Here is a 23508-nt window from a genome sequence, read left to right on the forward strand (position 1 = left end):
CCGAGGCCGAGGCGGCGGCCCCGATCCGCGGCGAGCCTGGGTACCATGCTGATCGCTTGGATCGCCGGGTGCGAGGTCGCGTTCTGGGTCCTGCTCGCCGCCGGCCTGCTCGCCCGCTACCCGCTGCGGCGGCCCCGGGCCGGCGCCGCGCTGCTCGCCGCCACCCCCGTCGTCGACCTCGCGCTGCTCGTCGCCGTCGCCATCGACCTGCACGGCGGCGGCTCGGCGGGGCGCCCGCACGCGCTGGCCGCCGTCTTCCTCGGCTTCTCCGTCGCGTTCGGCCCGTCGATGATCCGCTGGGCCGACGCGCGGTTCGCGCACCGGTTCGCCGGCGGCCCGCCGCCGCGCAAGGTGCCCAAGCGGGGGAGCGAGCGGGTGCGGTACGAGTGGCGCGAGTGGGCCAAGGCCGTCCTCGGCGCCGCGATCGCCGCCGCCCTGCTGCAGGCGGGCCGCTGGTGGATCGGCGACCCGGCCCGCACGGAGGCGCTGCAGGGCATGACCCTGACGCTCGGCGTGGTGCTCGCGGTGTGGCTGATCGGCTGGCCGGTGTGGGTCACGGTGGCCCACCTGCTGAGCACCCTCACCCCGGGCCGCGGGCCCAACCGCTGACGTTCGCCCGGGTCGGGGCCCTGGCGCTCGTAGGACCCGGTGGTGAGCACGCCCGAGGTGCACTCCACGATGCTCCCGCCGGGGTGACCTCATCCTGGTCCACGGCAGCCGCCCCGCAGCCGCCACCGTTCGGTTACGGTCCGCTGTTGCCGTGGAGGCGGGCGGGTGGATACCTTTCCGCTCGTCTGCCATGGTGGAGTCTCGGCGGGGGTCTAGTGGTCATGGGGATCTACCACGCGGAGGAGCCCACGCACGAGCTTCTCGCCGTGCCCGAGCGCACGAGGCACAGACGGCCCCGCGGCCGGCGGGTCGCCGCGGCGGTGGCCGCGGTCGCGGCGGGGCTCGCGACGGCCGGGCTGACCTGGGCGGCCAGGGGCGGTGCGTTCGATCACGTGCCGCTGCTCGACCGCGCCGTGGCCGCCGGCTTCGAGGCGGTGGGCTGCGCGCTGCTGCTCGCCGCGTTCTGGAGCCGCGAGCGCCGGTGGCTCACCCGCACGCTGCCGATCCTGCTGCTGTCGGTCGCCGGGCTCGTCGGCCTGGTCGCGCTCACCCTGTGGATCACCGGCACGGTGACCGACGCCTACCCGCCGTCGTTCGCGATCTGGGTCGGTGCCGGGTTCGCCGCGCTCGCGGGATGCCCGCTGGTCCTGCGCCGCCGCCGGGCCGCCGGGCGGGCACTGCCCTGGCGTAAGGCGGCGGCCGTGGTCGCGGTGCCGGCGACGGTCGCCGGCGCGTTCATGCTCATCGACCAGCAGTACGGCATCTGGCCGCAGATCGGCGACGTACTCGGCCACTCCGGGGCCATCAGCGGCCAGCAGGCGCACGACCTGATCGGCGGCGCCACACCCGGCGGCACCCCGCCCGCGCAGGGCGTGATCGTCAGCCTCGACGCACCGTCCACCCGGTCGCACTTCAGGCACCGCCCCGGCGTCGTGTTCCTGCCGCCCGCCTACTTCGGCCCCGGCCGCGCGACGCTGCCGGTCCTCATCATGCTGGTCGGCTCGCCCGGCACCCCGATCAACTGGCTCAAGTCCGGGCACGGCCAGTCCACCGACGACGCCTACGCCGCGGCGCACCACGGGCGGGCGCCGGTGCTGGTGGTCGTCGACCAGAACGGCTCCGCCACCGGCGACACCGAGTGCATCGACAGCCCCCAGGGCAACGCCGAGACGTACCTGACCGCCGACGTGCCCGCGTTCATCACCGGCACCCTGCAGATCCAGCACAACCCGTCGAGCTGGGGCATCGTCGGGTTCTCCGAGGGCGGCACCTGCGCCCTGGACCTCGTCCTCGGCCACCCCGACATCTACCGGCACGTCATCGACTTCGGCGGCGACGCCCGGCCCAACCTCGGCAACCCCGCGCACACCCTGAGCGCGCTGTTCGGCGGCAACCTCGCCGCCGAACAGGCGCACGACCCCGCGCGGCTGCTGAGCACCCGCCGCTACCCCGGCGTGACGCTGTGGTTCGGCGCCGGCGCCGACGACGCCCGCGGCATCGCCGTCGGCGAGCAGCTGGCCGCCGAGGCCACCCGGGACGGGATCGTCACCCACCAGTTCGTCGACACCGGCGGGCACAACTGGCAGTTCGCGAGCACCGGCTTCGCGCGGGTGCTGCCGCAGCTGTGCGACGAGATGGTCACCAGCGGCCTGGAGCCCGCCCCGGGCCGCCCCCATCGCGCCTGACCGGCGGTCCGGGCGGTACAACCCATCAATGGGAGCCGGCCGGGACGCCGAGGTCAGCGGGCGACTCGGCGGGTGAGTCGCCGGTCGTGGACCTGCGCGGTCCGCGGACCAGGACGAGCACCAGCAGGACGACCAGGACGCCGACGCCGACCCACATGCCTCGCTGCCAGCCGTCGATGAAGGACTCCTTGGCGGCAGTGACCAGCGCGCCCGCCCGGGGGCCGGCCGCGTCGGCCACGGCGAGGGCGTTGGACACCCCTTCGCGGGCGGTCGCGGCGGTGCCGTCCGGCAGGCCTTCGAGGCGGGGGCCGATCGCCGCGCGGTACCCGGCGGTCAGGACCGCGCCCAGCAGCGCCACGCCGAGCGCGGTGCCGAACTCGCGCGTGACGTCGTTGAGCGCGGACGCCACGCCCTGCTGCGCCCGGGGCAGCGAGGAGGTGATCGCCTCGGTGGAGGGCGTCATCGCCAGGCCCATGCCCAGACCCATCGCGGCGATGCCCGGCAGCACTGACGGATAGCCGCCCTCGACCGACACGAGGAGGGCCATCAAGGCCAGCCCCGCCGCGCCCAGCGCGATACCCAGCGCCATCGTCGCGCGCCCGCCGATCCCAGCGGCGATCCTGGGTGCCAGCCCGGAGCTGACCATCATGAGCAGCGCCATCGGCAGGATCGCCACGGTGGCCAGCAACCCGGACCAGCCCAGCACCGCCTGGAAGAACGGGTAGAGGACGACGGCGACACCGGCCTGCACGCCGAAGACCGCCAGCAACGTCACCGACCCGCTGGACAGCCCCCGCTGCCGGAACAGGCCGACGTCCAGCAGCGGGCCTTCCCGCCGTGACTCGCCGACCACGAACGCCACCGCGGCGGCGCCCCCGACGACCAGGCTCACCACCGTCACCGGGTCGGTCCACCCGCGCTCGGGTCCTTCGTGCAGTACCAGGATCAGGCCGACCACCGCGACGACGGAGCTCAGCGCGCCGAAGCCGTCGAAACCGTGCGCGAACGCCTCCCGGGAGTCCGGGATCGACCGTACCGCCACCACGACCGCGGCGAGGACGAGCACCACCGGCAGGACGAACAGCCACCGCCAGCTCGCGACGTCGACCAGCAGCGCCGACAGGAACATCCCGAGCAGACCGCCGGCACCGGCGACCCCGGTCCACACCCCGATCGCCTGCGACCGGGCCTGCGCCGGGAAACTCGACGTGATCACGGCGAGGGTCACCGGCATGATCATCGCCGCGCCGACCCCGGCGACAACCCGCGAGGCCAGCAGCAGCTGCGCCGACGTGGCCAGGCCCGCGGCCGCACTGGCAACCCCGAACAGCGCCAGACCGATCAGCAGTACCGGTTTACGGCCCCACCGGTCACCCACCGCACCCAGCGGCAACAGCAGCGCGGCAAGGGTGATGGTGTAGATGTTGATGATCCACAGAACGCCGCTCTGCGAGATGCCGAACTCGACGGTGATGTCCGGCTGAGCCACGTTCAGCCCCGACACCGAGGCGATGACCGCCATCAGCGCCAGGCATACGCCGAGCAAGACCGCGCGCCGCCGCCGCGGGTCGTCGATCGTGGCCGTACCGGTGCCGGCCGGCTCCGGGGAAAGAGGGTTGGTGCTCACGGTTGTCCTTCGAGTCGATGTGCAGGTCATTGGCGCAGTTCAGGGGCCGCGACCGGGTTTCCCCAGGTCGTGGGCCATGCCGAAATAGTCGCCACCCGCCAGGCCAACTGGCAAGCGCCGTTGCCGAATGGCAAAATGGGGGCATGAACGAGGAGTTCGATCGCACGCTCGACGCCGTCGGGCCGCGGCTCAAACGGCTGCGCCTGCGCACCGAGATGACGCTGACCGACCTGGCCGAGCGGACCGGCATCTCCGTGAGCACCCTGTCGCGGCTCGAAGCGGGCCTGCGCCGTCCCACCCTCGAACAGCTACTGCCGCTCGCCCGGGCACACGGCGTGACCCTCGACGAACTCGTCGACGCGCCCGCCACCGGCGACCCGCGAATTCACCTGCGTCCCGTCGCCTGCGCCGACGGGTCGGCGATCATCCCGCTCACCAGGCGACCCGGCGGAATCCAGGCGTACAAGTTCGTGCTCCCGGCCAGCGGCGACGACACCCCACCGCAGCTGCGAACCCATGAGGGCTACGACTGGGTCTACGTCCTCAACGGCACGCTTCGCCTCGTGCTGGGCGAGCACGACCTGCTCCTCGGCTCAGGCGAGGCGGCCGAGTTCGACACCCGCACACCACACTGGTTCGGCGCCACCGCAACCGGCCCCGTCGAGTTCCTCAGCCTCGTCGGCCGGCAAGGCGAACGCGCGCACGTCCGCGCCGCACCGAAAGCAGCGACGTCCCACTGAGCCGCCGAGCGCCGTCCGCGCCGATCGTGACAGGGGCCCGGCCTGCAGCCCGACCGGCGTGAGCAACAGGCGAGGCCTGCACCGGTCGATGCCGCGCCGAACGAATGGTCTATCGGGCCGCCGCGGACAGCAGGGCGAACGCGGCCCGCCGCGCGTCTTCGCCGACGTCGGACCGATCGTGGTGGGCGGCAACGATGGTGGCCCCCTCGGCGAGCATGAGCAGCTGACGCGCCAGGAGGTGCGGATCGGTCGCGTTGACCCGGATGGCGATGCCGGTCAGGAGTTCGAGGTAGCGGTCGAGGTGGCGTGCGGTGATCGCACGTACGGCGGCGACGTGGTGCTGGGCGGCCGCGTTCAGCATGGCGCAGCCGCGGAAGGCCGGCTCTTCGTACCAGCGCTGCAGCGCGTCGAACACTGCCGAGAGCTGGTTTCGTGGGTCGCTCCCGGCGGCCGCGACGGCATCGGTCAGCCATCGCATCACCCGGTCGCTGCGGGCTTCCAGCACCGCTTCGACGAGGCCGTCCTTGGTGCCGAAGTGCCGGTAGAGCGTCTCCTTCGACACCCCGATGCCGGCGCACAGCTCGGCGACGCCGATGCCGTCGAGCCCCCGCTCGTACAGCAGCGGGGTGGCCGCCGCGAGGATCGCCGCGCGGGTGCGCTCCGGATCGATCGTCGATCCCTTGGGTACGGGCATGACAAAGATCGTACCGAACGGTTCGGTCATCTGCTAGCATCCGAGTTCGTACCGATCGGTTCGATCTAGGGAGCTCACGTGTCAGCACCGCGGACACCGCCCATAGCCACGCCAGGGGTGATGTGGCGTGCCTGCCGCCTGGCCCTGGGCACCGCCTCGGCGCTCGGACTGGCCCGCTTCGCCTACGGGCTGCTCCTGCCGGCCATGCGCGCCGACCTGCACTGGACCCTGGCCGAGGCCGGCTCGATGAGCGCCGGCAACGGCCTGGGCTACCTGCTCGGCGCCCTCGCCACGCCCATGGCGGTCCGGCGTTGGGGTGCCGGCACCGCCTTCCGCATCGGCATGGCGCTGGTGGCCGCCTTCCTGGCGGCCACCGCCGTGAGTGACAACTACCTGGCGCTGCTGGTCGCGCGAACGTTGGCCGGCGCCGCCGGCGCGGTGGTGTTCATCGCGGGCGGCGTGATCGCCTCGCACATCGCCGCCAGCGCTGGATCGGCCGCGCCGATCACCGTGTATTTCGCCGGCACCGGGCTCGGCATCGCCGTCAGCGGCCTGAGCATCCCCGTGCTCGGCGAACACTGGCGCGCGGCGTGGGTCCTGCTGGCCGTCGCCGCCGCGCTGGCCGGGGCGGTGAGCTGGACCGCGGCGGACCTGGCCAACGACCCGCAGGCGGCGGCCGGGCGGGCCCGGTTGCGCCCGCTGTGGCTGCCGGCGGTGGCCTATCTGCTGTTCGCCGCCGGGTACATCACCTACATCACGTTCCTGTCCGCCTACCTCGCCGACCAGCACGCTTCCCGCACCCAGGTCATGCTCACCTGGGCCGTGCTCGGCTCGGCCGTCGTGGCGGCACCCGTGCTGTGGAGCCGCCCGATCGCCACATGGCCCGGCGCCCGCGCCCTCGCCCTCCTGCTCGCCGTGCTGGGCGGTGGGGCGGCCCTGGCGTTGGCATCGCCCGCGGCTCCGGTCGTTCTCGTCTCCGGCCTGGTGTACGGGGCCACGTTCATGACCGTCCCCGCCGCCGTCACCGCCCTGATCAAGGCCCGTACCGCACCGGGCGACTGGACCCCCACGCTCGCCGTCTTCACGACCGTGTTCGCGGCCGGCCAGACCGCCGGCCCGTGGCTCGCCGGTGTGCTCGCCGACCACACCTCGACCAAGGCCACCCTGGCATGGACCGCGATCCTGTGCGTCCTCGCCGCCGTGATCGCCGTTGCCGCCGGCCGCACGCCGGTCACCTCGCAGCGCCACACCACCCGCGCCACCACAAGCGTCTGACCACGACAAGGAGAGGATCATGACGAACTTCGTACTCATTCCCGGGATGTGCCACGGCGGCTGGTGCTTCGAGGAGGTCACCCAGGACCTTCGCGCCCACGGGCACACCGTCCGCCCGCTGACGTTGACCGGGCTCAGCGAGCGCAGCCACCTGCTGCCCGGTGCCGTCAACCTCGACACGCACATCCAGGACGTCACCGCGGTGCTCGCCACCGAGAACATCCGCGACGCCGTGCTGGTCGGCCACAGCTACGGCGGCATGGTGATCACCGGGGTCGCCGACCGCGCGGCCGACCGCGTCGACTCCCTGGTGTACGTGGACGCCATGGTCCCGAACGACGGCGACTCCTGCTGGCGCCTCGTGTCCGACCAGGAGCGGCAGTGGTACGCCGATGTGGTGGACGACGGGTACGGGGTGCGGCCGCTGCCGTTCTTCGACCCGCGGGCCACACCGCACCCGATCGCCTCGCTGCTCCAGCCGCTGCGACTCGCCGGGGACCTCGCACACATCCGCCGCCGCGACTACCTGTACGCCGCGGGGTGGGAGGGCCAGTCCCCGTTCACCCCGGTCTACCAGCGGCTGCGCGATGATCCCTCCTGGACGACGCACGCGCTGGCCGGCGGCCACAACCTCATGCGCGACACGCCGCAGGACCTGCTGAAGATTCTCCTCGACGTCGCCGCGACCCGCTGACCGCCACGGCGCCGAACCGGTCCCGCCCGGGTACTCCGCGTTGCTGAGTCCCGGCGGGCTCCGACTTATGAGGTGATCGTCATCGTGGTCCAGGCGCCGACGTGGATCTGATCGCCTTCCTTGACCGGTGTCGGCACGTTGGGCGCGACCGGGTCGGTGCTGTCGTTGAGGTAGGTGCCGTTGGACGAGCCGAGGTCGACCACGGTCCACGCACCGTCGGATGTGGACATCAGCACCGCGTGCGCGTGGGAGACGCCGACGTCTTCGGGCGGGCCGGTGAGGTCGATGTCCGGCTCGATGCCCCGCGAGCGACTACGCCGGCCGATGAGCAGGTGCTGGCCGTCGGCGAGTGCGAAGCGGCGCTCGGGGCAGAAGGCCGGGAAGGCGACGCTGTCCGCGTCGGGCGCGTCGATGGCCGCCATGCGGTCGTGGTAGGCCCGGTCGGCGGATACGACGAGGCGCAGGGTGCCGCGCGATGGGGGCGTTGGCCTGCCGGTGACGGCGGGTTGCGAGATTCCGCCGGGCTGCGGCCGCGGCGTGCCGGCCCCGTTGTCCGGCACGCGCTGCTGTGCCGGCGGGTGCTGTGCCTCGAAGTCGAAGCCGTCGACCTCGCAGAAGCGACCGTCGCGCGGGGTACCGCAGTCCGGGCATGACTGGCCGCCGGCCACGGGCGCCGGCGGCGCGCCGCCCGTGGACGTGACATCCGGAAGCGGCATCGGCAGCACCGGGGCGTTGATCGGCGCGCCGCACTCGTCGCAGTAGTCGGTTGCGACCGAGCTGTGCCCACGGGGACAGGTTGCCATCGTCTGCACCTCCTCAGGTGCCTTTGACGCGGATGGTCTTCACGGACCGGACATTGGCCAGCTCGGCATCGACGCCGGCGACCTTCTGCTTGAGTCTGACCGTACCGCTGGGCGCGTCGATGACCTCGACCACCTTGCCCAGCAGCTTGGCGGTGTCGCCGTGGCCGGACTCCTCGGCGAGCTGTACCGCGCGGCCCAGCTTCGCCGTGGCGGTCTCGACGTCGCCGGCGTCGCGGGCGGCGAGGCCCTGCTGGATCGCGTCGGCGAGCTCGGCCTGGCCGGTGTAGTGGGCGACCCGGCCGTTGATCTGCGTGGACAGGGCCGTCTCGTCGGTCCAGTTGGCCAGGACGAGGGACTGGCTGAGCACCTGGTCGCCGGTGACCAGGCTGACCCGGGCGGCGAGCATCTCCTCGCCGACGGCGTTGGCGGGCACCTCGATGGACACGTGGTACTCACGGTGTTCCGCGCCCCACGAACCGGTCGGGTAGTCCCCGATGCGGGCGCTCACGTCGGTGCGGCGGCCGGTCAGATCCTCCACATGCGGGAAGACCTGCTTGACGAACCGGACCGTCGCGCCGGCCGGCGTCCACAGGCGAAGCGTCGCCTCGGCCACGGACTTGCCCATCGCCGCTTCGGTCATCGCCCTGAAGTCGGCGACGAGCTGGCCGGGGTCGGGCAGGCCGTCGGCGCTGCCGAGCAGCGCGGAGGCGACGGTGCGCAGCTCCGAGCCGCTCCAGCCGGCGCCGACGCCGCGGGTGTCGCAGACGAACCGGCCTTGGCAGGCGTGCAACACGGAGGCGAGCTGCTCGGCCGTCTCGTGCTGGTTCTGCCCGTCGGTCAGCATGATCGCGTGCTTGACCCCGGCGGTGCTGGGCGCGAAGAGGTGGTTGGCCATGGTGAGCCAGGTGCCGATCGCGGTGCCGCCGTTGGCGTGGAGCCGATGCACCGCCTCCTTGGCCAGCTCGCGGGTCTGCGAGTTGGCCGGCACCAGACTGACCGTTGCCGGGAAGACCATCTCCGCATATCCGCGGCCGGCCACGATCCCGAACGCGACGCCGTCGCGCAACGCGTCGATGGCCGCCACGGTGGCCTTCTTGGCCTCCTGCATTTTCGTGGACGGGCTGTTCATCGAACCCGAGCAGTCGATCATGATGACCTGCGCGGCGCTGGGCGGCCCACCGGCCACGGCCCCGCCGGTGCCTGCGGCGGTGACGTCGAGCACCGCGTCGACGACGGTGCCGCCGGCGGGCAGGAAGCGGTTCTGGTGGACCTCGACGGTGAACGCGGATTGCTCGGTCATGTCCTCGATCCTTCGCTTGAACCTCGTGCTGCGGTGACGTCCGCCGCATCGAGGGCCTCGATCCGGTAAGGCGCCAGCGCAACGGTCACGTTGTCCTGGCCGCCCTCGTCCAGCGCGAGCCGCGTCAGGCTCTGCGCACCGGCCAGCGGCGAACCCGTGGCGGTGGCGGCGACGGTGGCGGCCAGGTCGGCGACGACGGGGCGGTACCGGAAGAGCCCGTCGGTGCAGACCAGCACCCGCCCGGGCGCCTCGGGCGCGATCGTGCGCAGGTGGGGGTCGGTGTCGGTGGCGTCGGAGCCGAGCCAGCGCACGAGCGAGGCGGCGTGCGGGTTCTCGTCGATCGCTTTGCCGCTGACACCCTTGGCGGCGAGGGAGTTGCGCAGCGAGTCGTCGACGGTCAGCAGGAGCGGTTCGCCCTCGCCGTCGGGCAGCCAGTAGGCGCGGCTGTCGCCGACCCAGCCGATGGTGATCGCGTCGGCGGTGAGCACCGCGCTGACGAATGTGCAGCTGGGCGGATTGGGCCCGGGATGGGCGCCGGCCACCACCGTCGCGGCGGCCTGCGCAGCGCGGGTCGCCGCGATGATCGAGGTGTCGCGGTCGTCGCCGTCGGCGAGGCCGTCGAGCAGCGCCGCCATCGCGGCGTCGGCGGCCGCATGGGAGGCGGTGTCGGGCCGGCTGGACGACGAGACGCCGTCGCACACCACGACGGCGACCGCGCCGTCGAGGACGCCGATCGCCACGGCGTCCTCGTTTCGGTGGTGGCGGCTGCCGATGTCGGTGACGGCGGCGACCGCGCCGAGGTCGAGCTCGGTGTGGTCGCGCGCGGTCGGCCGGCGCTGCCCGCACTCCTCGCAGAAGCCGTCGGCGCCGAAGTCGCGGCCCCGGCAGGCGGGGCAGGCGTCGGCGATCTCGGTCGCGGTCAGCCAACGGACCGAGGCGCTGCGCGGCCTGTCCCGCGCCGCGGACGCGGGCGCGTCCAGGTCGTGGCCGCACGCCTCGCAGAAGTGGTCGCCCGGCCGCACCGGCTCGCCGCAGTCCGGGCAGGCGGTCCGCGCCATCAGAACACCGTCCGGGGGCGTACCGCGTTGGCCTGGTCGACGAGGGCGTAGCGGGCGATCGGGTCCGACTCGTCCGCGGCGAGCGACCGGTAGGCCTGTTCGAGGCCGAACCGAATCTCCCGCTCGGTGAAGCCCTGGCCGAGCAGCCGGCCGGTGGCGGCGACGGCCGGCGCGGGGCGAACCGCGGCGCCCGGCCCCTTGTCGACGCCGAGCCAGTCCAGCGCCGCGTGGAACATCTCGACGGCGAGCTTCGCCCGTCGCTGCTTGTCGAGCTTCAGCTTCTCGAGGCGGTTCGAGGAGTCGAGGAAGTCAGTGGGGGTGAGCGGGCCGCTCTCGGTGTGCAGCGCGGCGCGTACCGCAGCGATTTGCGCGGCAACGTGGTGGGTGGAGATGTCGGGCACCTCGTCGAGCACCGCGACGGCGCCGGGCCGGTCGCCGCCGGCGAGGCGCATCCGGGCCACGCCGAACGCGGCGCTGACGAAGTTGTGATCGACCCTCCAGACCCGCTGGTACCGCCAGTCGGCCCAGGCGCGCTCGCCGGCCAGCTCGTTGGCGGCGGCCAGGGCGAGCTGTGCGGCCGGCTCGCCGGGCAGCGCGTCGAAGACCCTGTCGAACGCGTCCTCCGCCCGCTTCGGTACACCGGCAGCGAGGGCGATCAGGCCCTCGGACCAGTCGCGGCGCCAGTCGCCGTCGGCCGGCACACCCTGCAGCTCGCGCTCGGCGCCGGCCAGGTCACCGGCCTCGACCAGGGCCCTGATCAGCTGCAGCGTGACCTCGACGGTGCGGATCGGCGCACCGCGCAGCGCGGCGATGGTCGCCGGGACGTCGGTGGTGTTGAGCGTGGCGAGGGTGCCGGCCGCCGGGTCGGTCGGGTCGACCAGCGGCAGCGGCAGCGCGACCGCCACGGCCGCGCCGGTCAGCGGCTCCATCCCGCCGGTGGCGCCGAACGCGCGGCGCTCCGGGGTGAACTGCGTCGAGTTCTCCGGCCGCGGCACGCCGTCGGCGGCGGAGAGGATCTCGCGCAGTACACCGCGGGTCTGCTCGGCCATCTCGCCGGCCGAGGAGAACCGGCGGGTCCGGTCCTGGTCGGTCGCCCGGCGCAGCAGCCGGTAGTAGGATTCCTGCCCGCGCAGCAGCTCGACGTCGTCGGGGGTGGGCAGGCTGTGGACGTACGTGCTGGAGAATCCGCCGAAGTCGAAGCTGAGCACCGCGAGCGTCCGGCCGACCGTGTAGATGTCCGACCCGATCGACGCGCCGGCCTGGGCCAGCTCGGGCGCCTGGTAGCCGGGCGTGCCCCACAGCGGCGAGACCTGGTCCTCGATGCGGCGGACCGCGCCGAGGTCGATGAGCTTGAGCCGCTCCTCCGTGTGGATCACGTTGTCCGGCTTGAAGTCGCAGAAGAGCAGGCCGTGATCGTGCATGTAGCCGATCGCGTTGAGGACCTCGATGCCGTAGGAGAGGACGTGCTCCAGCGGCAGCGGCACCCGCCGGCCGTCGGGGCCGAGATGCTCCAGGGCGAGGTCCTTGAGGGACTTGCCGCCCACGTACTCCATGACGATGTACCCGATGATCTCGCCGGTCCTGCTGTCGGGATGTTCGGCGATGTCATGGATCTTGACGATGTTGGGGTGGTCGATCTCGACCAGGAACCGCCGTTCGGCCATGGCCGCCTCGAGCGCGTCCTGGTCGCCGGTGTTGATGAGGCCCTTGAGCACGACCCAGCGGTCGGCGCCGGACTCGCTGATGTTGCGGTCGCGGGCCAGGTAGATCCAGCCGAGCCCGCCGTGCGCGAGGGCGCCGAGGATCTCGTACCGGCCGGCGACGCGCTCACCGGGCTGCAGGTGGGGCGTGAACGAGTACGGCGTGCGGTCGCGCGGGCAGAAGCCGTCGGTGCGGCCGGGCTGCCCGTCGCGGCCGCGGCCCACCGGCTCGCCGCAGGCGCTGCAGAAGCGCTGCGACTCGGGCACGCTGGCGTTGCGCTTGATGGCGGTCGACGGGTCGCGCAGCGGCACCGGCGGCACGGCGACGTAGCCCGCGCCGAGGCGTCCGCGGCTGCTGCCGGAACCGCTGCGGCGGCCCCCGGTCGAGGCGCCGGTGGAGCGACCGCCGAGCGTGCCCAAGGTCTGGGCGGCGCCGGTCACCGGGGCGGGACCGGGCCGCGCGGCGGCGGTGCGGGCGGGGTCGGGCCTGGCGGCGGCGGTGCGAGCGGGGTCCGGCCGGGCCGCGGCGGTGCGGGCGGGGTCGGGCTCCGAGAACCTGGCCGGCCCCGTCCGCGTCGCGGGCGACGGGGCGACCGGCGGCTGGCCGGAGACCCCGCTCGTGCGGGGCGCCTGCTTGTGGCCGCACTCGTCGCAGTAGCCGTCGGCCGCGTACGCGCCGGTGCATCCGGGCCTGGTACACCTCATGCCTGCTCCTCCAACAGCGTGTTCAGGGTCTGCTGGTAGGCCACCATCGCGCGGGTGGCGCCCCGCAGGTCGCACGGCGCGGTGAACAGCAGCGCGTGCGCATCGTCGTAGCGGGTGCTGAGCTCGCTGTGTTCGCCGAGCCCCTTGCTCGCGGCCTTCGCCCGGTAGGCGTCGAGCCGGCCGCGCAGCTCGTCGCGGCGCGCGATCAGCCCGTTGGCGTTGTCGCGCAGCTCGGCGGCGCGCTGCTTGGCCCGCGCCGCGGCCTGTTCGGCCGCGGCGAGGCCGTCGGCGAGCCGGCCCCAGCCGGCGCCCCGGCCCAGTTGGTCGAGCCCTTCGGCGGTCGCGTGCAGGGCGGCACCGGAGGAGGGCGGGGCCGGCAGGCCGGGCGCGAGGATCTTCCCGGTGACCCGCGCGAAGGTGTCCGCGGTCTCCCGCTCGGCGGCGAGCACCTCGTCGGCGAGGCGGCGCAGCGCCGCGACCCGCTGCGGATACGAGTCCCGCAGCCGCGCCATGTCGGCGAGCCGCCGGCGGACCGCGTCGACGGCGGCGGCGACGTCGCTCAGCGCCCGGTCGGCCTGGGCGGCGAACCGGCCGCCGGGGGCCGCGGAGATCGGGTCCGCGAGCAATGCCCGGTGTACGTCGGCGAAGCGCGCGGCGGCCGGCCCCACGTCGGACGGCACGCCGAGCTCGGCGGCCAGGGCCGTCGCCGCGTCGAGCGCCTCGGCGACCGGTCCCAGCCGGCTCGCCACCGCCGTCCAGGCCGCGTCGACCTCGGAGAGGAACGCGGCCGCCGCGGCGCAGCGCCGCTCGAGCTGCTGCGCCAGATCCCACAGCCCGATCCAGGTCGCCGGCGGGGAGCTGCCGTCGGCGGGCATGCCGGCGCTGTTGAGGCCGATGGCCGGCGCCTGGAGCAGGATGCCCAGCTCAGTCCACTGCGGATCGCCGGGCCGGTTGGCGTTGCGGATGGTGCGCGCCTGCTCCAGCGCCTCGTTGAGCACGGTGAACTGCGCCCACAGCAGGTCGACCTCGCTGCTCAGCGTCTGCCACCTGGTCGCGGTGGCCCCGGTGAGGCCGTCGCCGCGCAGGAAGCCCAGCGCCGGGCTGCTGTCGAGGGCGTACATCGCGGCCGCGATCCGGTCGTAGCCGGCGCCGAGACCGGCGAGCACCTGGTCGGCCGCGTCGCGACTGATCGATGGCACGTCCACCCGCATCAGTCCCGGTAACCGGCCGGCGGCGGGCTCGGGGCGGCCGCCTGCAACTGTTTGGTGTAGATCGCCTGCCACGTGCCGTCGGAACGGATGCGCTCCAGGGTGCGGTTGACGAACCGCAGCAGGTCGTTGGCGTTCTTGTTGACCGCGATGCCGTACGGCTCGTCGGTGAACTTGTCGCCGACCAGCTTCACGTTGGGGTCCTGCGCGGCGAGGCCCTGCAGGATCGTGTCGTCGGTGGAGATGGCCGCGACCTGGCCCTGCTGCAACAGCACCAGGCAGTCGGTCCAGTCCGGCACCGACACCGGGACCGGCTTGGACGCCGCGGTGGCGATGTTGCGGATCGAGGTGCTGCCGTCGGCCGCGCAGACGGTCTTGCCGCCCAGGTCGGCGATGCCCGTCGCGGTGGAGTCCTTGGGCACGAGCACCCGCTGGCCGGCCTCGAAGTACACGCTGGAGAAGTCGACCTGCTGCAGCCGGTCGCAGGTGATGGTCATGGTCTCGGCGACCAGGTCGACCTGCTTGTTCAGGATCGCCGGGATTCGCTGCGCGGAGGTGATCGCGGTGAACTGGATCGCGTTGCGGTCACCGAAGAGGTCGAAGGCGACCTCGCGGAGGATGTCGACGTCGAATCCGACGATCTGCCCGCTGGCGGGGTCGCGGTATCCGAACAGGTAGGTGTTCTGGTCGACGCCCACCACCAGCCGCCCCCGCGACTTGATCGCCGAAAGGGTCGGTCCGGACGCCGGGTTGCCCGACGCGGGACGCAGGCTGGAGTGGCGCACGTCACAGTTGTTCTGCGAGCCGGCGGCGGCGCTCGGGATCTCCGCCGGGTTCTTGACCCCGACGGGCTGTGCCGGCGCGAAGGACGGCGCCGGTGCCGTGGTCTTGTCGGTGGTGGCGGCGCAGGCGGCGAGCAGCGACAGCAGGACCGCCCCGGCCAGGGCTCGGGTGACCCGCATTCGTGTTGTCGTCATCGGTACTCCGCGATCCGCTGCTGGTAGCCGACGCCGATCCCGGCGAGCAGCACGATGGTCAGGAGGACACCGCCGCCGGTCTGGCCGCCGAACGCGCCAGCCGCCTCGGCGCCGCGTGTGTCCGACACCGCGCTCGTCGCGCGGATCGCCTCGGCGAGCACGCCGTCGAGCCGGTTGAAGATCGTCGCGGCGCTGTCGGTCTCAGCGCCGATGGCGAGCTTCACCGCACCCGGGAAGTCACCGCCGTCGTCGGCCGCGCGCAGCTTCTTGTGCACCGCGAGCCAGGCATTGACGTCGGATATCGCGGCGTCGACCGACGCGCGCACCGCGCCGTCGGTGGCGGCCGCCCTGGCCCGGTCGAGCAGGCCGGATCGCTTGTCGCCGCTGACCAGCGTGCCGAGTTGTACGGCGTAGTCCTGCTCGAAGGATGCTCCGCTGCCCCGCGCCACCAGGGTCAGCGCCTCGTCGCCGCGGGCGTTCAGCGCGGCGATGCGCGCCTTGGCCAGCAACTCCACCTGCCGCGAGCCGTCGCGGTTGGCCGCGCCGAGGTGTGCGGCGACCACCGCCCAGCCGATGCCGTTCCACAGGACGACGACGACGGCGACGAGCGTCGCGGCGAGCAGCCCGGCGTTGAAGGTCCGGTTCGTCTGCTGGCTCAGTCGCAGCTGTGCCCGGATCAGCCCCGCGATGAGGCCGATGCCGAGCAGCAGCGCCAGCCACGGCAGTGACGCGGCGTCGTCGCGTTCCTCCTGCAGGCCGGTCGTCTCGCGGTCGTAGAGCCGCTGGGCGGCCGGCAGCAGCTGCCCGCGCATCAGCCCCGACGCCTCGCGCAGGTAGGCCGACCCGACCGGGTAGCCCTGCCGGTTGTAGCTGCGGGCCGTCTCGACCAGGCCGGTGTAGACCGGCAGCTGCGCGGAGATCTGCTGGATCGCCGCCTTGTCGCTGGCACCCCCGTTGGCCACGGCGGCGAGCGCGGCGGTCGCGGCGGAGATGTCCGACTGGTAGCGGTTGCGCAGGTCGGCGGGCTCGACTCCGCTGGACAGAAACGCGATCGCCGCGGTGGCGTCCGCGTCCGACAGCGCACGGTAGAGCTCCTGCGCCTGCACGGCGAGCCGGCCGCCGCCGGTGCGCGCCCCACCGGCGGCGGACGAACGCTGTGCCGAACCGATCACCCAGGCGGTGCCGGCCAGGAGGCCGACGAGGAGCAACACCAGCATGACGACCACCAGCCGCCCCGGCGTGCTGCGGATCCTGGCGGTGACGCGATTGACCTCGCCGCGCCGGACCGGCGGGGCAACATGTGCGGGCGCCGTTAGCTGGGCCATCTCTGCCTCATTCTCAGTGGCCCTCCCCTGTGCAGGCTTGTGCCGCACACCGTAGCGGGGACGGTCAAGTAGCCGACACCGCTCCACCGGCGATACCTATACGACCGGTTTACCCCCGTTTATCCGCTGCCTGCTCGCGCCGACCTTAGACGGCGGCGTGGGGTCGGGGCCGGCCCGGCCCGCTCGCTATCCCGGTTTCGGTAACGAGCGGGCCGGACCGGGTCGCTCGTTACGCCGGTTCGACGGGCAGCCAGAGCTCGCAGGTCGCGGTGCTGTAGTCGGCCGCACGCTCGAGCACCGCGACGATCTCCGGACCCGGCCGCAGACGCCACGGGTTGGAGGGGAACCACTCGGTCGCGGTCGCGGCCCAGGCCTCCTGGAGGGCCTGCGGATACGGCCCCGAGGTCCGGAAGACCGCCCACCTGCCGGCCGGGACCTCGATGGTGTCGAGGCCCTCGGGGACCGGCGTGTCCGCAGCGACGGCGACCCCGTGCAGGTACGTCAGCTCGCTGCCTTCGGTGCGGTCGGGATCGAGGTCGTCGCTGACCGCGAGCAAGCCCGCCGGCTCGGTGTTGCTCAGGGCCTTCAGGCGCGGGTGCTCCTCCTTCGGCAGCGCGGTGATGTGCCGCTGGATGTGCGGGTTGATGCCCTGGTGGATCAGCGGGACGCGGGCCGCGTGCCCCACGAGCCGCAGCGCTGGGTGCTCGACGATGCGGGTGTCCATGCGTTTGCTCCCTTCGACGGTCAGGCGGAACCTGAGCTGTGGTTGTGTGCGAAGGGGGCCTCCGTCGCGGCGGACGTCACCGGGGCCGGCGCCGTGCACCGCCCGGAACGCTCGTCCGAACGCCTCGGCCGAGCCGTATCCGTGCCGGACGGCGATGGTCAGCAGGTCCGCCTCGCCCCGCACGACGTCGGCGGCGGCGACGGTCATGCGGCGGCGGCGCACGTACTCCGACAGCGGCATGCCGGCCAACGACGAGAACATCCGCCGGAGGTGGTACTCGGTCGTGCCGAGCGCCCTGGCCACGTCCTTGACGTCGAAGTCCTCGGTGAGGTGCTCCTCGACGAGGTCGACGAGCCGGTTGAGTGCCGAGATCATGAAGCCTCCTTCCGGTGTCAACCTTGGCCGAAGGCGCACCCGCTGCGCCCGATCGCCGTGGCCCGATCCGATCATGCGCGCGGCCACGTGTCGCGCATGCATGGACATGTTTGACATGTAGCGACGGGGTGGCCGTTCCGTCACGTGGCGTTCACCTGGTGCTGGCCGGAACCAGGCAGATTCCGTCAGGAATGTGCACAACCGCGGAAGGAACGTTGTTGAGCCTCGGCTACGAGCTGATCGAGCAGCGGCCCGCCCTGCACCGGTACGTCGCCTCGCTGGTGGTCACCGACCCGCACCACGTCGAGGACATCGTCCAGGAGACGCTGCTGCGGGCCTGGCAGGACGCCGACCGCCTGGGCCGCGACACCCGCCCGATCCGGATGTGGCTGTTCCGCACCGCCCGGAACCTCGTCATCGACGCGTGGCGCAAGCGGCGCGCCGTGCCCGCCGGGCTCGCCGCCGACCTGTTCGCCGACCGGCCCGACCACGCCAACGTCGCCGAGGCCGTCTGCGACCGGGTCGTGCTCACCGACGGCCTGCGCCGCCTGCCGGCCGCCCAGCGCGAGATCCTCGTCCACGTGCACCTGCTCGGCCGGGGCGGCGAGGAGGTGGCCGCGGGCCTGGGCATCCCGCTCGGGACCGTCAAGAGCCGCACCCACACGGCGGTCCGGGCGCTGCGCGAGACCCTCGGATCGGCGGCCGCGTGATCGACCTGCTCAACCGCCAGCGGGGCCCGCTCAGCCTGCTCATCGGCGGTCTCGGCCTGCTGATCCTCGCGCTCGTGCTCGCCTCGCGGGCCGCCCGCCGCGCCGGTGGCTGGCGGGTCGTGCTGCGCCGGGCGCGTCGCGAGATCGCGCTGACCGGCGCGGCGTCCGTGCGCCCCGTGCGCGTGTTCCTGGTGTACCGCAAGAGCCTGCGCCGCCTCACCCAGGCCCTCGGCGATCCGGCGACCCGCGAGACCGCGCGCCGGGCCCTGAAGGCCGCCGGGCACGGGGAGGCCCAGCCGTACGCGGTGCTCGTCGGGCCCTCCGCCGCCGGCGTCCTGGTCGCCGCCCGCGACCCCGGCGCCGCCCCGCCGCCGTTCACCGCCGACGAGGCCGACCCGCGGCTGTGGTGGGCCGACCCCGCCGAGCTGCCGCAGGCCGTCGACGGCGATCCGGCGCTCGTCGCCATGGGCGTCGACGGCAAGCGCGGGCGGGACCTCGTCGTGTACCTCGACCTGCACACCGGCCCGCCCCTCACCGCGGGCACCGGCGACCCTCGCACGGCCCGGGCCCTGATCCAGGCCGTGGCGGCGCAGCTCGACCTGGCGCTGCCACCCGGCTCGGTGCTGGTCACGGCGGGCGTCCACCCCGGTTTCTCCGGCTCGTCCGTGCGCCCCGGCGGCGCGGCGTTCGTGGTCTGCCCCGAGCCGGTCGACGACCCGGGACGTGCGCGGGTGCTCGCGATCGGCGGCGCCCGCGGCCACGCCCGGCTGCTGGTGTGCGCGAAGGGCGGCCTGGTCCGCGTCGGTGGCGTCCCGATCGACATCGAGACGGCCGCCCTGCCCAAGGCTGTGGCCCGGCTGGCCGCTCAGGTTCCCGCGCCGCCGGCGGCGGGCGAGGGGGAGCGGGACGACGATCTCGGCCCCGAGGTCGAGGTCGTCACGGGCGTCTCGGCCCGCGAACCGCGCGCGTTTCAGGAGCCGGCGCAGGTGTCCGCGGAGGCGAGCGCGGTGGACGAGTTCGACGAGCCGGAGTTCGACGACGCCGCCGTGGGGCGGCCCTCACGGGGCCGGGAGACGGCATGAAGGTGATGCTGAGCGCGTACGACGCGGCGGACGGCACCATCCGGGACCACGTCGTCGACGTCCCCGACGGCGCGACCGTCCGATCGCTCGCCGAGGCCGTCGAGGGCCCGGTCGCCGCCGCCGGCCCGATCTACCTGGAGCGCCGCCCGCTCCCGCCCGACGCCCCGGTGCGGGGCAGCGGCATCCGCCCCGGCAGCACGATCGGCCTCGGCGCGCCCGCCCCGCCCGCCACCGGCCGGCGCGGCGACCTCACCCGGGGCGGGCCGCGGCTGGCCGAGGTACACCTCGTCTCCGGCCCCGGAGCCGGGGCGACCTGGCTGCTCGGCGCCGGCAGCCACGAGATCGGGTCCGGCGAGCGCTGCGCGATCCGGATCGAGGGCCCGGGGGCGCCGGACGGCGGCCTGTGGGTGACCGTCGCCCCGGACGGGTCCGCGAGCTGGCACCTGACCCGCCCCGACGACGCCGTGCGCCCGACCGACGTGACCCCGCCGCCGGACCCGCACCCGGTCACCGGCCTGCCGACCGCCCAGCGGACCACTCGCGGCGGGCGGGGCGGAAGCTGGGCCGACGGCACCGAGCTGATCGCCGGCCCGGCCCTGCTGCGGCTGACCGCGCCCGTCGAGCCCGACGCCGCCGTCGCCGCGTCAGCCGACGGCTTCGGCCTGGACTACAACCGGCCGCCGCGGATCGCCCCGCACCTGGATGCCGAGCGCGTCCGGCTGCCCAACCCGCCCGGCCGCACGCCACGCCAGCCGTTCCCGCTGCTGATCATGCTCGCCCCGATCGTGCTGGGGCTGGTGCTGGTCGGGGCCTTCCACTCGTACTTCTACCTGGTCTTCATCCTGTTCACGCCGATCATGGCGGTCACGAACTGGATGGTGGGCCGGCGCACCAACCGCAAGCAGCATCAGGAGCAGCACCAGCGGTACACCGAACGGATGCGCAGCCTCGCGGACGAGATCGACGCCGCGGTGCGCCGCGAGCGGGAGGTCCGCTGCGTCACCGGCCCCGACCCGGCCGCCGCCGGGCTGATGGCGATCGGGCCGGGCGCGCGGCTGTGGGAGCGCCGCCGCCGCGACCCCGACCACCTGCTGCTGCGCCTGGGCACCGTCGACGTGCCGTCGGTCAAGGAGATCGACGACCCGGCCCGCGACGAGAACCACCGCACGGTGCGCTGGACGATCCGGGACGTGCCGGTCGGGCTGGAACTGCCCGAGTGCGGGGTGCTCGGCGTCGTCGGCGCGGCCGAGCCGGTCCAGGCGCTGGCCCGCTGGTTTGTGGCCCAGTCGGCGGTCCTGCACAGCCCGCGCGACCTGCGCATCGTGGTGCTCACCAGCGCCGAGGGCACCGGGCGGGCCGAGGGCTGGAGCTGGGTGCGCTGGCTGCCGCACCTGCGTCCGGCCGGGCCGCACGGGCCGCACGCCGCCATCGGCAACGACCCGGAGAGCATCGCCAACCGCGTCGCCGAACTCGTCGCGCAGGTCCAGGCCCGGCAGCGAATCCTGGGCTCCTCCATGGGCCGGGCCATGTTCACCGACCCGGACGTGCTCGTGGTCGTCGACGGCGCGCGGGCGCTGCGTGACGTGCCCGGCATGGTGCAGATCCTCGCCGAGGGACCGCGGGTGCGGATCTTCAGCGTCTGCCTCGACGAGCAGGAGCGGCTGCTGCCCGAGGAGTGCGGCGCGGTCGTGGCCGCCGGCAGCGCGACGCTGACCCTGCGCCGGACCGGCACCGCGCCGCTGGAGCGGATCCGCGCCGACCTGGTGCCGGTCGCCTGGTGCGACCGGCTGGCCCGGGCCCTGGCGCCGCTGCGCGACGTGAGCCCGGAGCACGACGCCGGGCTGCCCCGTCAGGTGCGGCTGCTCGACCTGATCGAGCAGGAGCCACCGGACCCCGGCGCGCTGCTGGAGCGCTGGCGGCGCCGGCCGGCCTCGACGACGTTCGTGCTCGGCAGCGGCTACGACGGGCCGCTCAGCCTCGACCTCGTCCGCGACGGCCCGCACGGCCTGGTCGCCGGCACCACCGGCTCCGGCAAGTCCGAGCTGCTGCAGGCGTTCGTCGCCTCGCTCGCCGCGACCAACCGCCCCGACGAGCTGGCGTTCGTGCTGGTGGACTACAAGGGCGGCAGCGCCTTCCGGGAGTGCGCGCAGCTGCCGCACACCCTCGGCATGGTCACCGACCTCGACGCGCACCTGGTCCAGCGGGCCATGGACTCCCTCGGCGCCGAGCTGCGCCGCCGGGAGCGGATCCTGGCCGCCGCCGAGGCGAAGGACCTGCCGGCGTACCGGGCCAAGCGCGCCGCCGACCTCACCCTGGCCCGGCTCCCGCGGCTGCTGCTCATCATCGACGAGTTCGCGACCCTGGTGCGGGAGCTGCCCGACTTCGTGCCCGGCCTGATCAGCATCGCGCAGCGCGGCCGGTCGCTGGGCATCCACCTCGTCCTGGCCACGCAGCGTCCCGCCGGTGCGGTGACCCCGGACATCAAGGCCAACACCAACCTGCGCATCGCCCTGCGGGTCACCGACACCGTGGAGAGCCAGGACATCATCGACACCGGCGACGCGGTGCACATCTCGCCGGGCACGCCGGGCCGGGCGTTCATCCGCGCCGGGCACCGCAGTGCCGTGCCGTTCCAGTCCGCGTGGGTCGGCGCCGAACGGCCCGACGCCGAGCCGGAGCAGGCCCCGCCGGCCGTACCGCCCGTGGCCGACCGGGTCCGCACCGCCGAGCTGTCCTGGCAGCGCCTGGGCCGGCCCGTCGAGCTGCCGGTGCAGGACGTCGACCCGCTGCTGCCCGGCCCGGTCGTCCCCACCGACCTGCAGGCCCTGGTCGAGGCGATCCGGGCCGCCGCCGAGCGCCTCGAGGACTTCGCGGCGCAGCCCAGCCCGTGGCTGCCGGCGCTTGAGGAGAAGGTGCTGCTGGCGCGGCTGCCGGCCGTGCCGGTGCCGAAGGACCGCCATCCGAGCGTCCCGCCGCCGATACCGTACGCGCTGGAGGACGTGCCGGCGCTGCAGCAGCGGCGGGCGGCGACGGTCGACCTGGCCACGTTCGGGCACCTCTACGTCGTCGGCGCGCCCCGCTCGGGCCGCACCCAGGTGCTGCGCACGATCGCCGGGTCGGCGGCGCGCCGGGCGGCGGTCGCCGACGTGCACATGTACGGCATCGACGCGGCCGGCGGCGGCCTCGCGGCGCTGGAGACCCTGCCGCACTGCGGTGCCGTGGTGTCCCGTCACGACGTGGAGCGCCTGGAGCGGCTCCTGCGCAGGCTCAGCCGCGAGCTCACCGACCGGCAGGAGCGCAGCGCCCGGGCGAACGCCGCCGGGATCGTGGAGCTGCGCCGCCGCCTGCCCGCGGCCGAGCGCCCGCCGCACATCCTGCTCTTCGTCGACGGGTGGGACGCCCTCGCGCCGATCCTCGACGAGCACGACCAGGGCCGCCTGCTCACCGACATCACCCGCCTGGTCCGCGAGGGCGCGGCGGCCGGCATCCACGTCATCGCGACCTCGGAGCGGGCCCTGCTCGGCGGGCGGCTCGCCGCGCACAACGACCACAAGCTGCTGCTGCGCCAGGCCGACCGCAACGACTACCAGCTGGTGGGCATCCCGCCGAGCAAGGTGCCGGGCACGATCGTGGCCGGTCGGGGCTGGCACGTGCTGAGCCGCACCGAGACCCAGATCGCGCTGCTGGACGCCGACGAGAGCGGCCAGGCCCAGGCCGAGGCGCTGCGTACCATCGGCGCCGGCCTGTCCGGCGGGGGAGCCGCGCCGTTCCCGGTGGCGCCGCTGCCGGGGCGGATCGACTTCACGGCCGCATACGACCTCGTCCCGGCCGGGCAGCGGCGGCCCCTGCAGGCGCTGCTCGGCGTCGGGGGCGACGACGGCGGCGCGGTCGTCGTGGACCTGACGGCGACGGCGGCGTTCTACGTCGGCGGGCCGTCGGGGTCGGGCCGCAGCAACGCCCTGGCCGCGATGGCGGTCTCGCTGCTCACCGGCGGCACCGGCCTGGTGGTGCTGACGCCGCGCGAGTCGCCGCTGCGGGCGCTGGGCCGCCAGGCGCGGGTCCGGCTGCTCGACGACCCCGACCCGGCGGCGGACGCGGTCGCGCAGGCGATGGACGAGCTCGGCGGCCCGGTCGCGGTCGTCGTCGACGACGCCGACCTGCTCACCAACCCGGCCGCCGACAAGGTCCTGCGCGACGTGGCCGCCGGCGGCCGCGAC

General features: G+C 74.1%; 18 protein-coding genes. 8 read left to right on the top strand and 10 right to left on the bottom strand.

Translation table 11 applies throughout. From position 1 onward, the window contains the following. The first annotated feature begins 45 nt into the window (after positions 1-45). Positions 46-609, top strand: coding sequence for a hypothetical protein (locus AB0M46_RS39815; protein WP_363345044.1), 564 nt, complete (start codon positions 46-48; stop codon positions 607-609). A 221-nt stretch (positions 610-830) separates the two neighbouring features. Continuing rightward, complete coding sequence (locus AB0M46_RS39820; RefSeq protein WP_363345046.1) at positions 831-2294, top strand: alpha/beta hydrolase-fold protein; 1464 nt, start codon at positions 831-833, stop codon at positions 2292-2294. A gap of 25 nt (positions 2295-2319) precedes the next feature. Here AB0M46_RS39820 and AB0M46_RS39825 read toward each other — a convergent pair whose 3' ends face one another. After that, the gene (locus AB0M46_RS39825) at positions 2320-3921 is read right to left on the bottom strand and encodes an MFS transporter (protein ID WP_363345048.1); all 1602 of its coding nucleotides are present in this window, start codon (positions 3919-3921) and stop codon (positions 2320-2322) included. 143 nt (positions 3922-4064) lie between these two features. On the opposite strand from AB0M46_RS39825, the gene AB0M46_RS39830 reads away from it, so the two are divergent. Then, positions 4065-4661 (top strand): XRE family transcriptional regulator, encoded by a 597-nt coding sequence (locus AB0M46_RS39830; protein ID WP_363345050.1) that lies wholly within the window; start codon positions 4065-4067, stop codon positions 4659-4661. A 109-nt stretch (positions 4662-4770) separates the two neighbouring features. Here AB0M46_RS39830 and AB0M46_RS39835 read toward each other — a convergent pair whose 3' ends face one another. Next, on the bottom strand, positions 4771-5355 hold the full coding sequence (locus AB0M46_RS39835) for a TetR/AcrR family transcriptional regulator (RefSeq protein ID WP_363345052.1): 585 nt from the start codon (positions 5353-5355) through the stop codon (positions 4771-4773). Between the two features lie 120 nt (positions 5356-5475). Between AB0M46_RS39835 and AB0M46_RS39840 the strand changes: the two genes are divergently transcribed. Next, the gene (locus AB0M46_RS39840) at positions 5476-6630 is read left to right on the top strand and encodes a YbfB/YjiJ family MFS transporter (RefSeq protein ID WP_363345054.1); all 1155 of its coding nucleotides are present in this window, start codon (positions 5476-5478) and stop codon (positions 6628-6630) included. 19 nt (positions 6631-6649) lie between these two features. After that, positions 6650-7324: an alpha/beta fold hydrolase gene (locus AB0M46_RS39845; protein WP_363345056.1), complete on the top strand. Its 675-nt coding sequence runs from the start codon at positions 6650-6652 to the stop codon at positions 7322-7324. A 65-nt stretch (positions 7325-7389) separates the two neighbouring features. Here AB0M46_RS39845 and AB0M46_RS39850 read toward each other — a convergent pair whose 3' ends face one another. The 8 genes from AB0M46_RS39850 to AB0M46_RS39885 form a co-directional block, all read right to left on the bottom strand. Then, positions 7390-8127 (bottom strand): FHA domain-containing protein, encoded by a 738-nt coding sequence (locus AB0M46_RS39850; RefSeq protein WP_363345057.1) that lies wholly within the window; start codon positions 8125-8127, stop codon positions 7390-7392. Positions 8128-8140: 13 nt separating this feature from the next. Continuing rightward, positions 8141-9427, bottom strand: a complete 1287-nt coding sequence (locus AB0M46_RS39855) for a VWA domain-containing protein (RefSeq protein ID WP_363345058.1) — start codon at positions 9425-9427, stop codon at positions 8141-8143. Beyond that, positions 9424-10485, bottom strand: coding sequence for a protein phosphatase 2C domain-containing protein (locus AB0M46_RS39860; protein WP_363345059.1), 1062 nt, complete (start codon positions 10483-10485; stop codon positions 9424-9426). Before AB0M46_RS39860 ends, AB0M46_RS39855 begins: the two co-directional genes overlap by 4 nt. Further along, positions 10485-12890, bottom strand: coding sequence for a tetratricopeptide repeat protein (locus AB0M46_RS39865; RefSeq protein WP_363345060.1), 2406 nt, complete (start codon positions 12888-12890; stop codon positions 10485-10487). The genes AB0M46_RS39860 and AB0M46_RS39865 overlap by 1 nt, the downstream gene beginning before the upstream one ends. Continuing rightward, positions 12887-14089, bottom strand: coding sequence for a hypothetical protein (locus AB0M46_RS39870; RefSeq protein WP_363345061.1), 1203 nt, complete (start codon positions 14087-14089; stop codon positions 12887-12889). The genes AB0M46_RS39865 and AB0M46_RS39870 overlap by 4 nt, the downstream gene beginning before the upstream one ends. An 11-nt stretch (positions 14090-14100) precedes the next feature. Next, entirely contained in the window at positions 14101-15075 is a 975-nt protein-coding gene (locus AB0M46_RS39875) for a glutamate ABC transporter substrate-binding protein (protein WP_363345063.1), read from the bottom strand. Then, positions 15072-16400, bottom strand: coding sequence for a hypothetical protein (locus AB0M46_RS39880; protein ID WP_363345065.1), 1329 nt, complete (start codon positions 16398-16400; stop codon positions 15072-15074). The genes AB0M46_RS39875 and AB0M46_RS39880 overlap by 4 nt, the downstream gene beginning before the upstream one ends. A gap of 229 nt (positions 16401-16629) precedes the next feature. Further along, complete coding sequence (locus tag AB0M46_RS39885) at positions 16630-17499, bottom strand: AraC family transcriptional regulator (protein WP_363345066.1); 870 nt, start codon at positions 17497-17499, stop codon at positions 16630-16632. A gap of 218 nt (positions 17500-17717) precedes the next feature. Here AB0M46_RS39885 and AB0M46_RS39890 point away from each other — a divergent pair, with 218 nt between their 5' ends. The 3 genes from AB0M46_RS39890 to AB0M46_RS39900 all read left to right on the top strand — a co-directional run. After that, positions 17718-18209, top strand: a complete 492-nt coding sequence (locus AB0M46_RS39890) for a sigma-70 family RNA polymerase sigma factor (protein ID WP_363345068.1) — start codon at positions 17718-17720, stop codon at positions 18207-18209. Then, entirely contained in the window at positions 18206-19291 is a 1086-nt protein-coding gene (locus AB0M46_RS39895) for a hypothetical protein (RefSeq protein WP_363345070.1), read from the top strand. The genes AB0M46_RS39890 and AB0M46_RS39895 overlap by 4 nt, the downstream gene beginning before the upstream one ends. Further along, on the top strand, positions 19288-23508 hold a 4221-nt coding region (locus tag AB0M46_RS39900; protein WP_363345072.1), incomplete at its 3' end, for an FtsK/SpoIIIE domain-containing protein. The genes AB0M46_RS39895 and AB0M46_RS39900, both read left to right, overlap by 4 nt.

The sequence above is a fragment of the Dactylosporangium sp. NPDC051485 genome, assembly GCF_040682015.1.
Taxonomy (GTDB): Bacteria; Actinomycetota; Actinomycetes; order Mycobacteriales; family Micromonosporaceae; genus Dactylosporangium.

Bases quoted from the DNA above. Each gene is read 5' to 3' on its own strand.
- AB0M46_RS39815 (WP_363345044.1), top strand. From the start codon at position 46: ATGCTGATCGCTTGGATCGCCGGGTGCGAGGTCGCGTTCTGGGTCCTG.
- AB0M46_RS39820 (WP_363345046.1), top strand. From the start codon at position 831: ATGGGGATCTACCACGCGGAGGAGCCCACGCACGAGCTTCTCGCCGTG.
- AB0M46_RS39830 (WP_363345050.1), top strand. From the start codon at position 4,065: ATGAACGAGGAGTTCGATCGCACGCTCGACGCCGTCGGGCCGCGGCTC.
- AB0M46_RS39835 (WP_363345052.1), bottom strand. From the start codon at position 5,355: ATGCCCGTACCCAAGGGATCGACGATCGATCCGGAGCGCACCCGCGCG.
- AB0M46_RS39840 (WP_363345054.1), top strand. From the start codon at position 5,476: ATGTGGCGTGCCTGCCGCCTGGCCCTGGGCACCGCCTCGGCGCTCGGA.
- AB0M46_RS39845 (WP_363345056.1), top strand. From the start codon at position 6,650: ATGACGAACTTCGTACTCATTCCCGGGATGTGCCACGGCGGCTGGTGC.
- AB0M46_RS39850 (WP_363345057.1), bottom strand. From the start codon at position 8,127: ATGGCAACCTGTCCCCGTGGGCACAGCTCGGTCGCAACCGACTACTGC.
- AB0M46_RS39855 (WP_363345058.1), bottom strand. From the start codon at position 9,427: ATGACCGAGCAATCCGCGTTCACCGTCGAGGTCCACCAGAACCGCTTC.
- AB0M46_RS39860 (WP_363345059.1), bottom strand. From the start codon at position 10,485: ATGGCGCGGACCGCCTGCCCGGACTGCGGCGAGCCGGTGCGGCCGGGC.
- AB0M46_RS39865 (WP_363345060.1), bottom strand. From the start codon at position 12,890: ATGAGGTGTACCAGGCCCGGATGCACCGGCGCGTACGCGGCCGACGGC.
- AB0M46_RS39875 (WP_363345063.1), bottom strand. From the start codon at position 15,075: ATGACGACAACACGAATGCGGGTCACCCGAGCCCTGGCCGGGGCGGTC.
- AB0M46_RS39880 (WP_363345065.1), bottom strand. From the start codon at position 16,400: ATGGCCCAGCTAACGGCGCCCGCACATGTTGCCCCGCCGGTCCGGCGC.
- AB0M46_RS39885 (WP_363345066.1), bottom strand. From the start codon at position 17,499: ATGATCTCGGCACTCAACCGGCTCGTCGACCTCGTCGAGGAGCACCTC.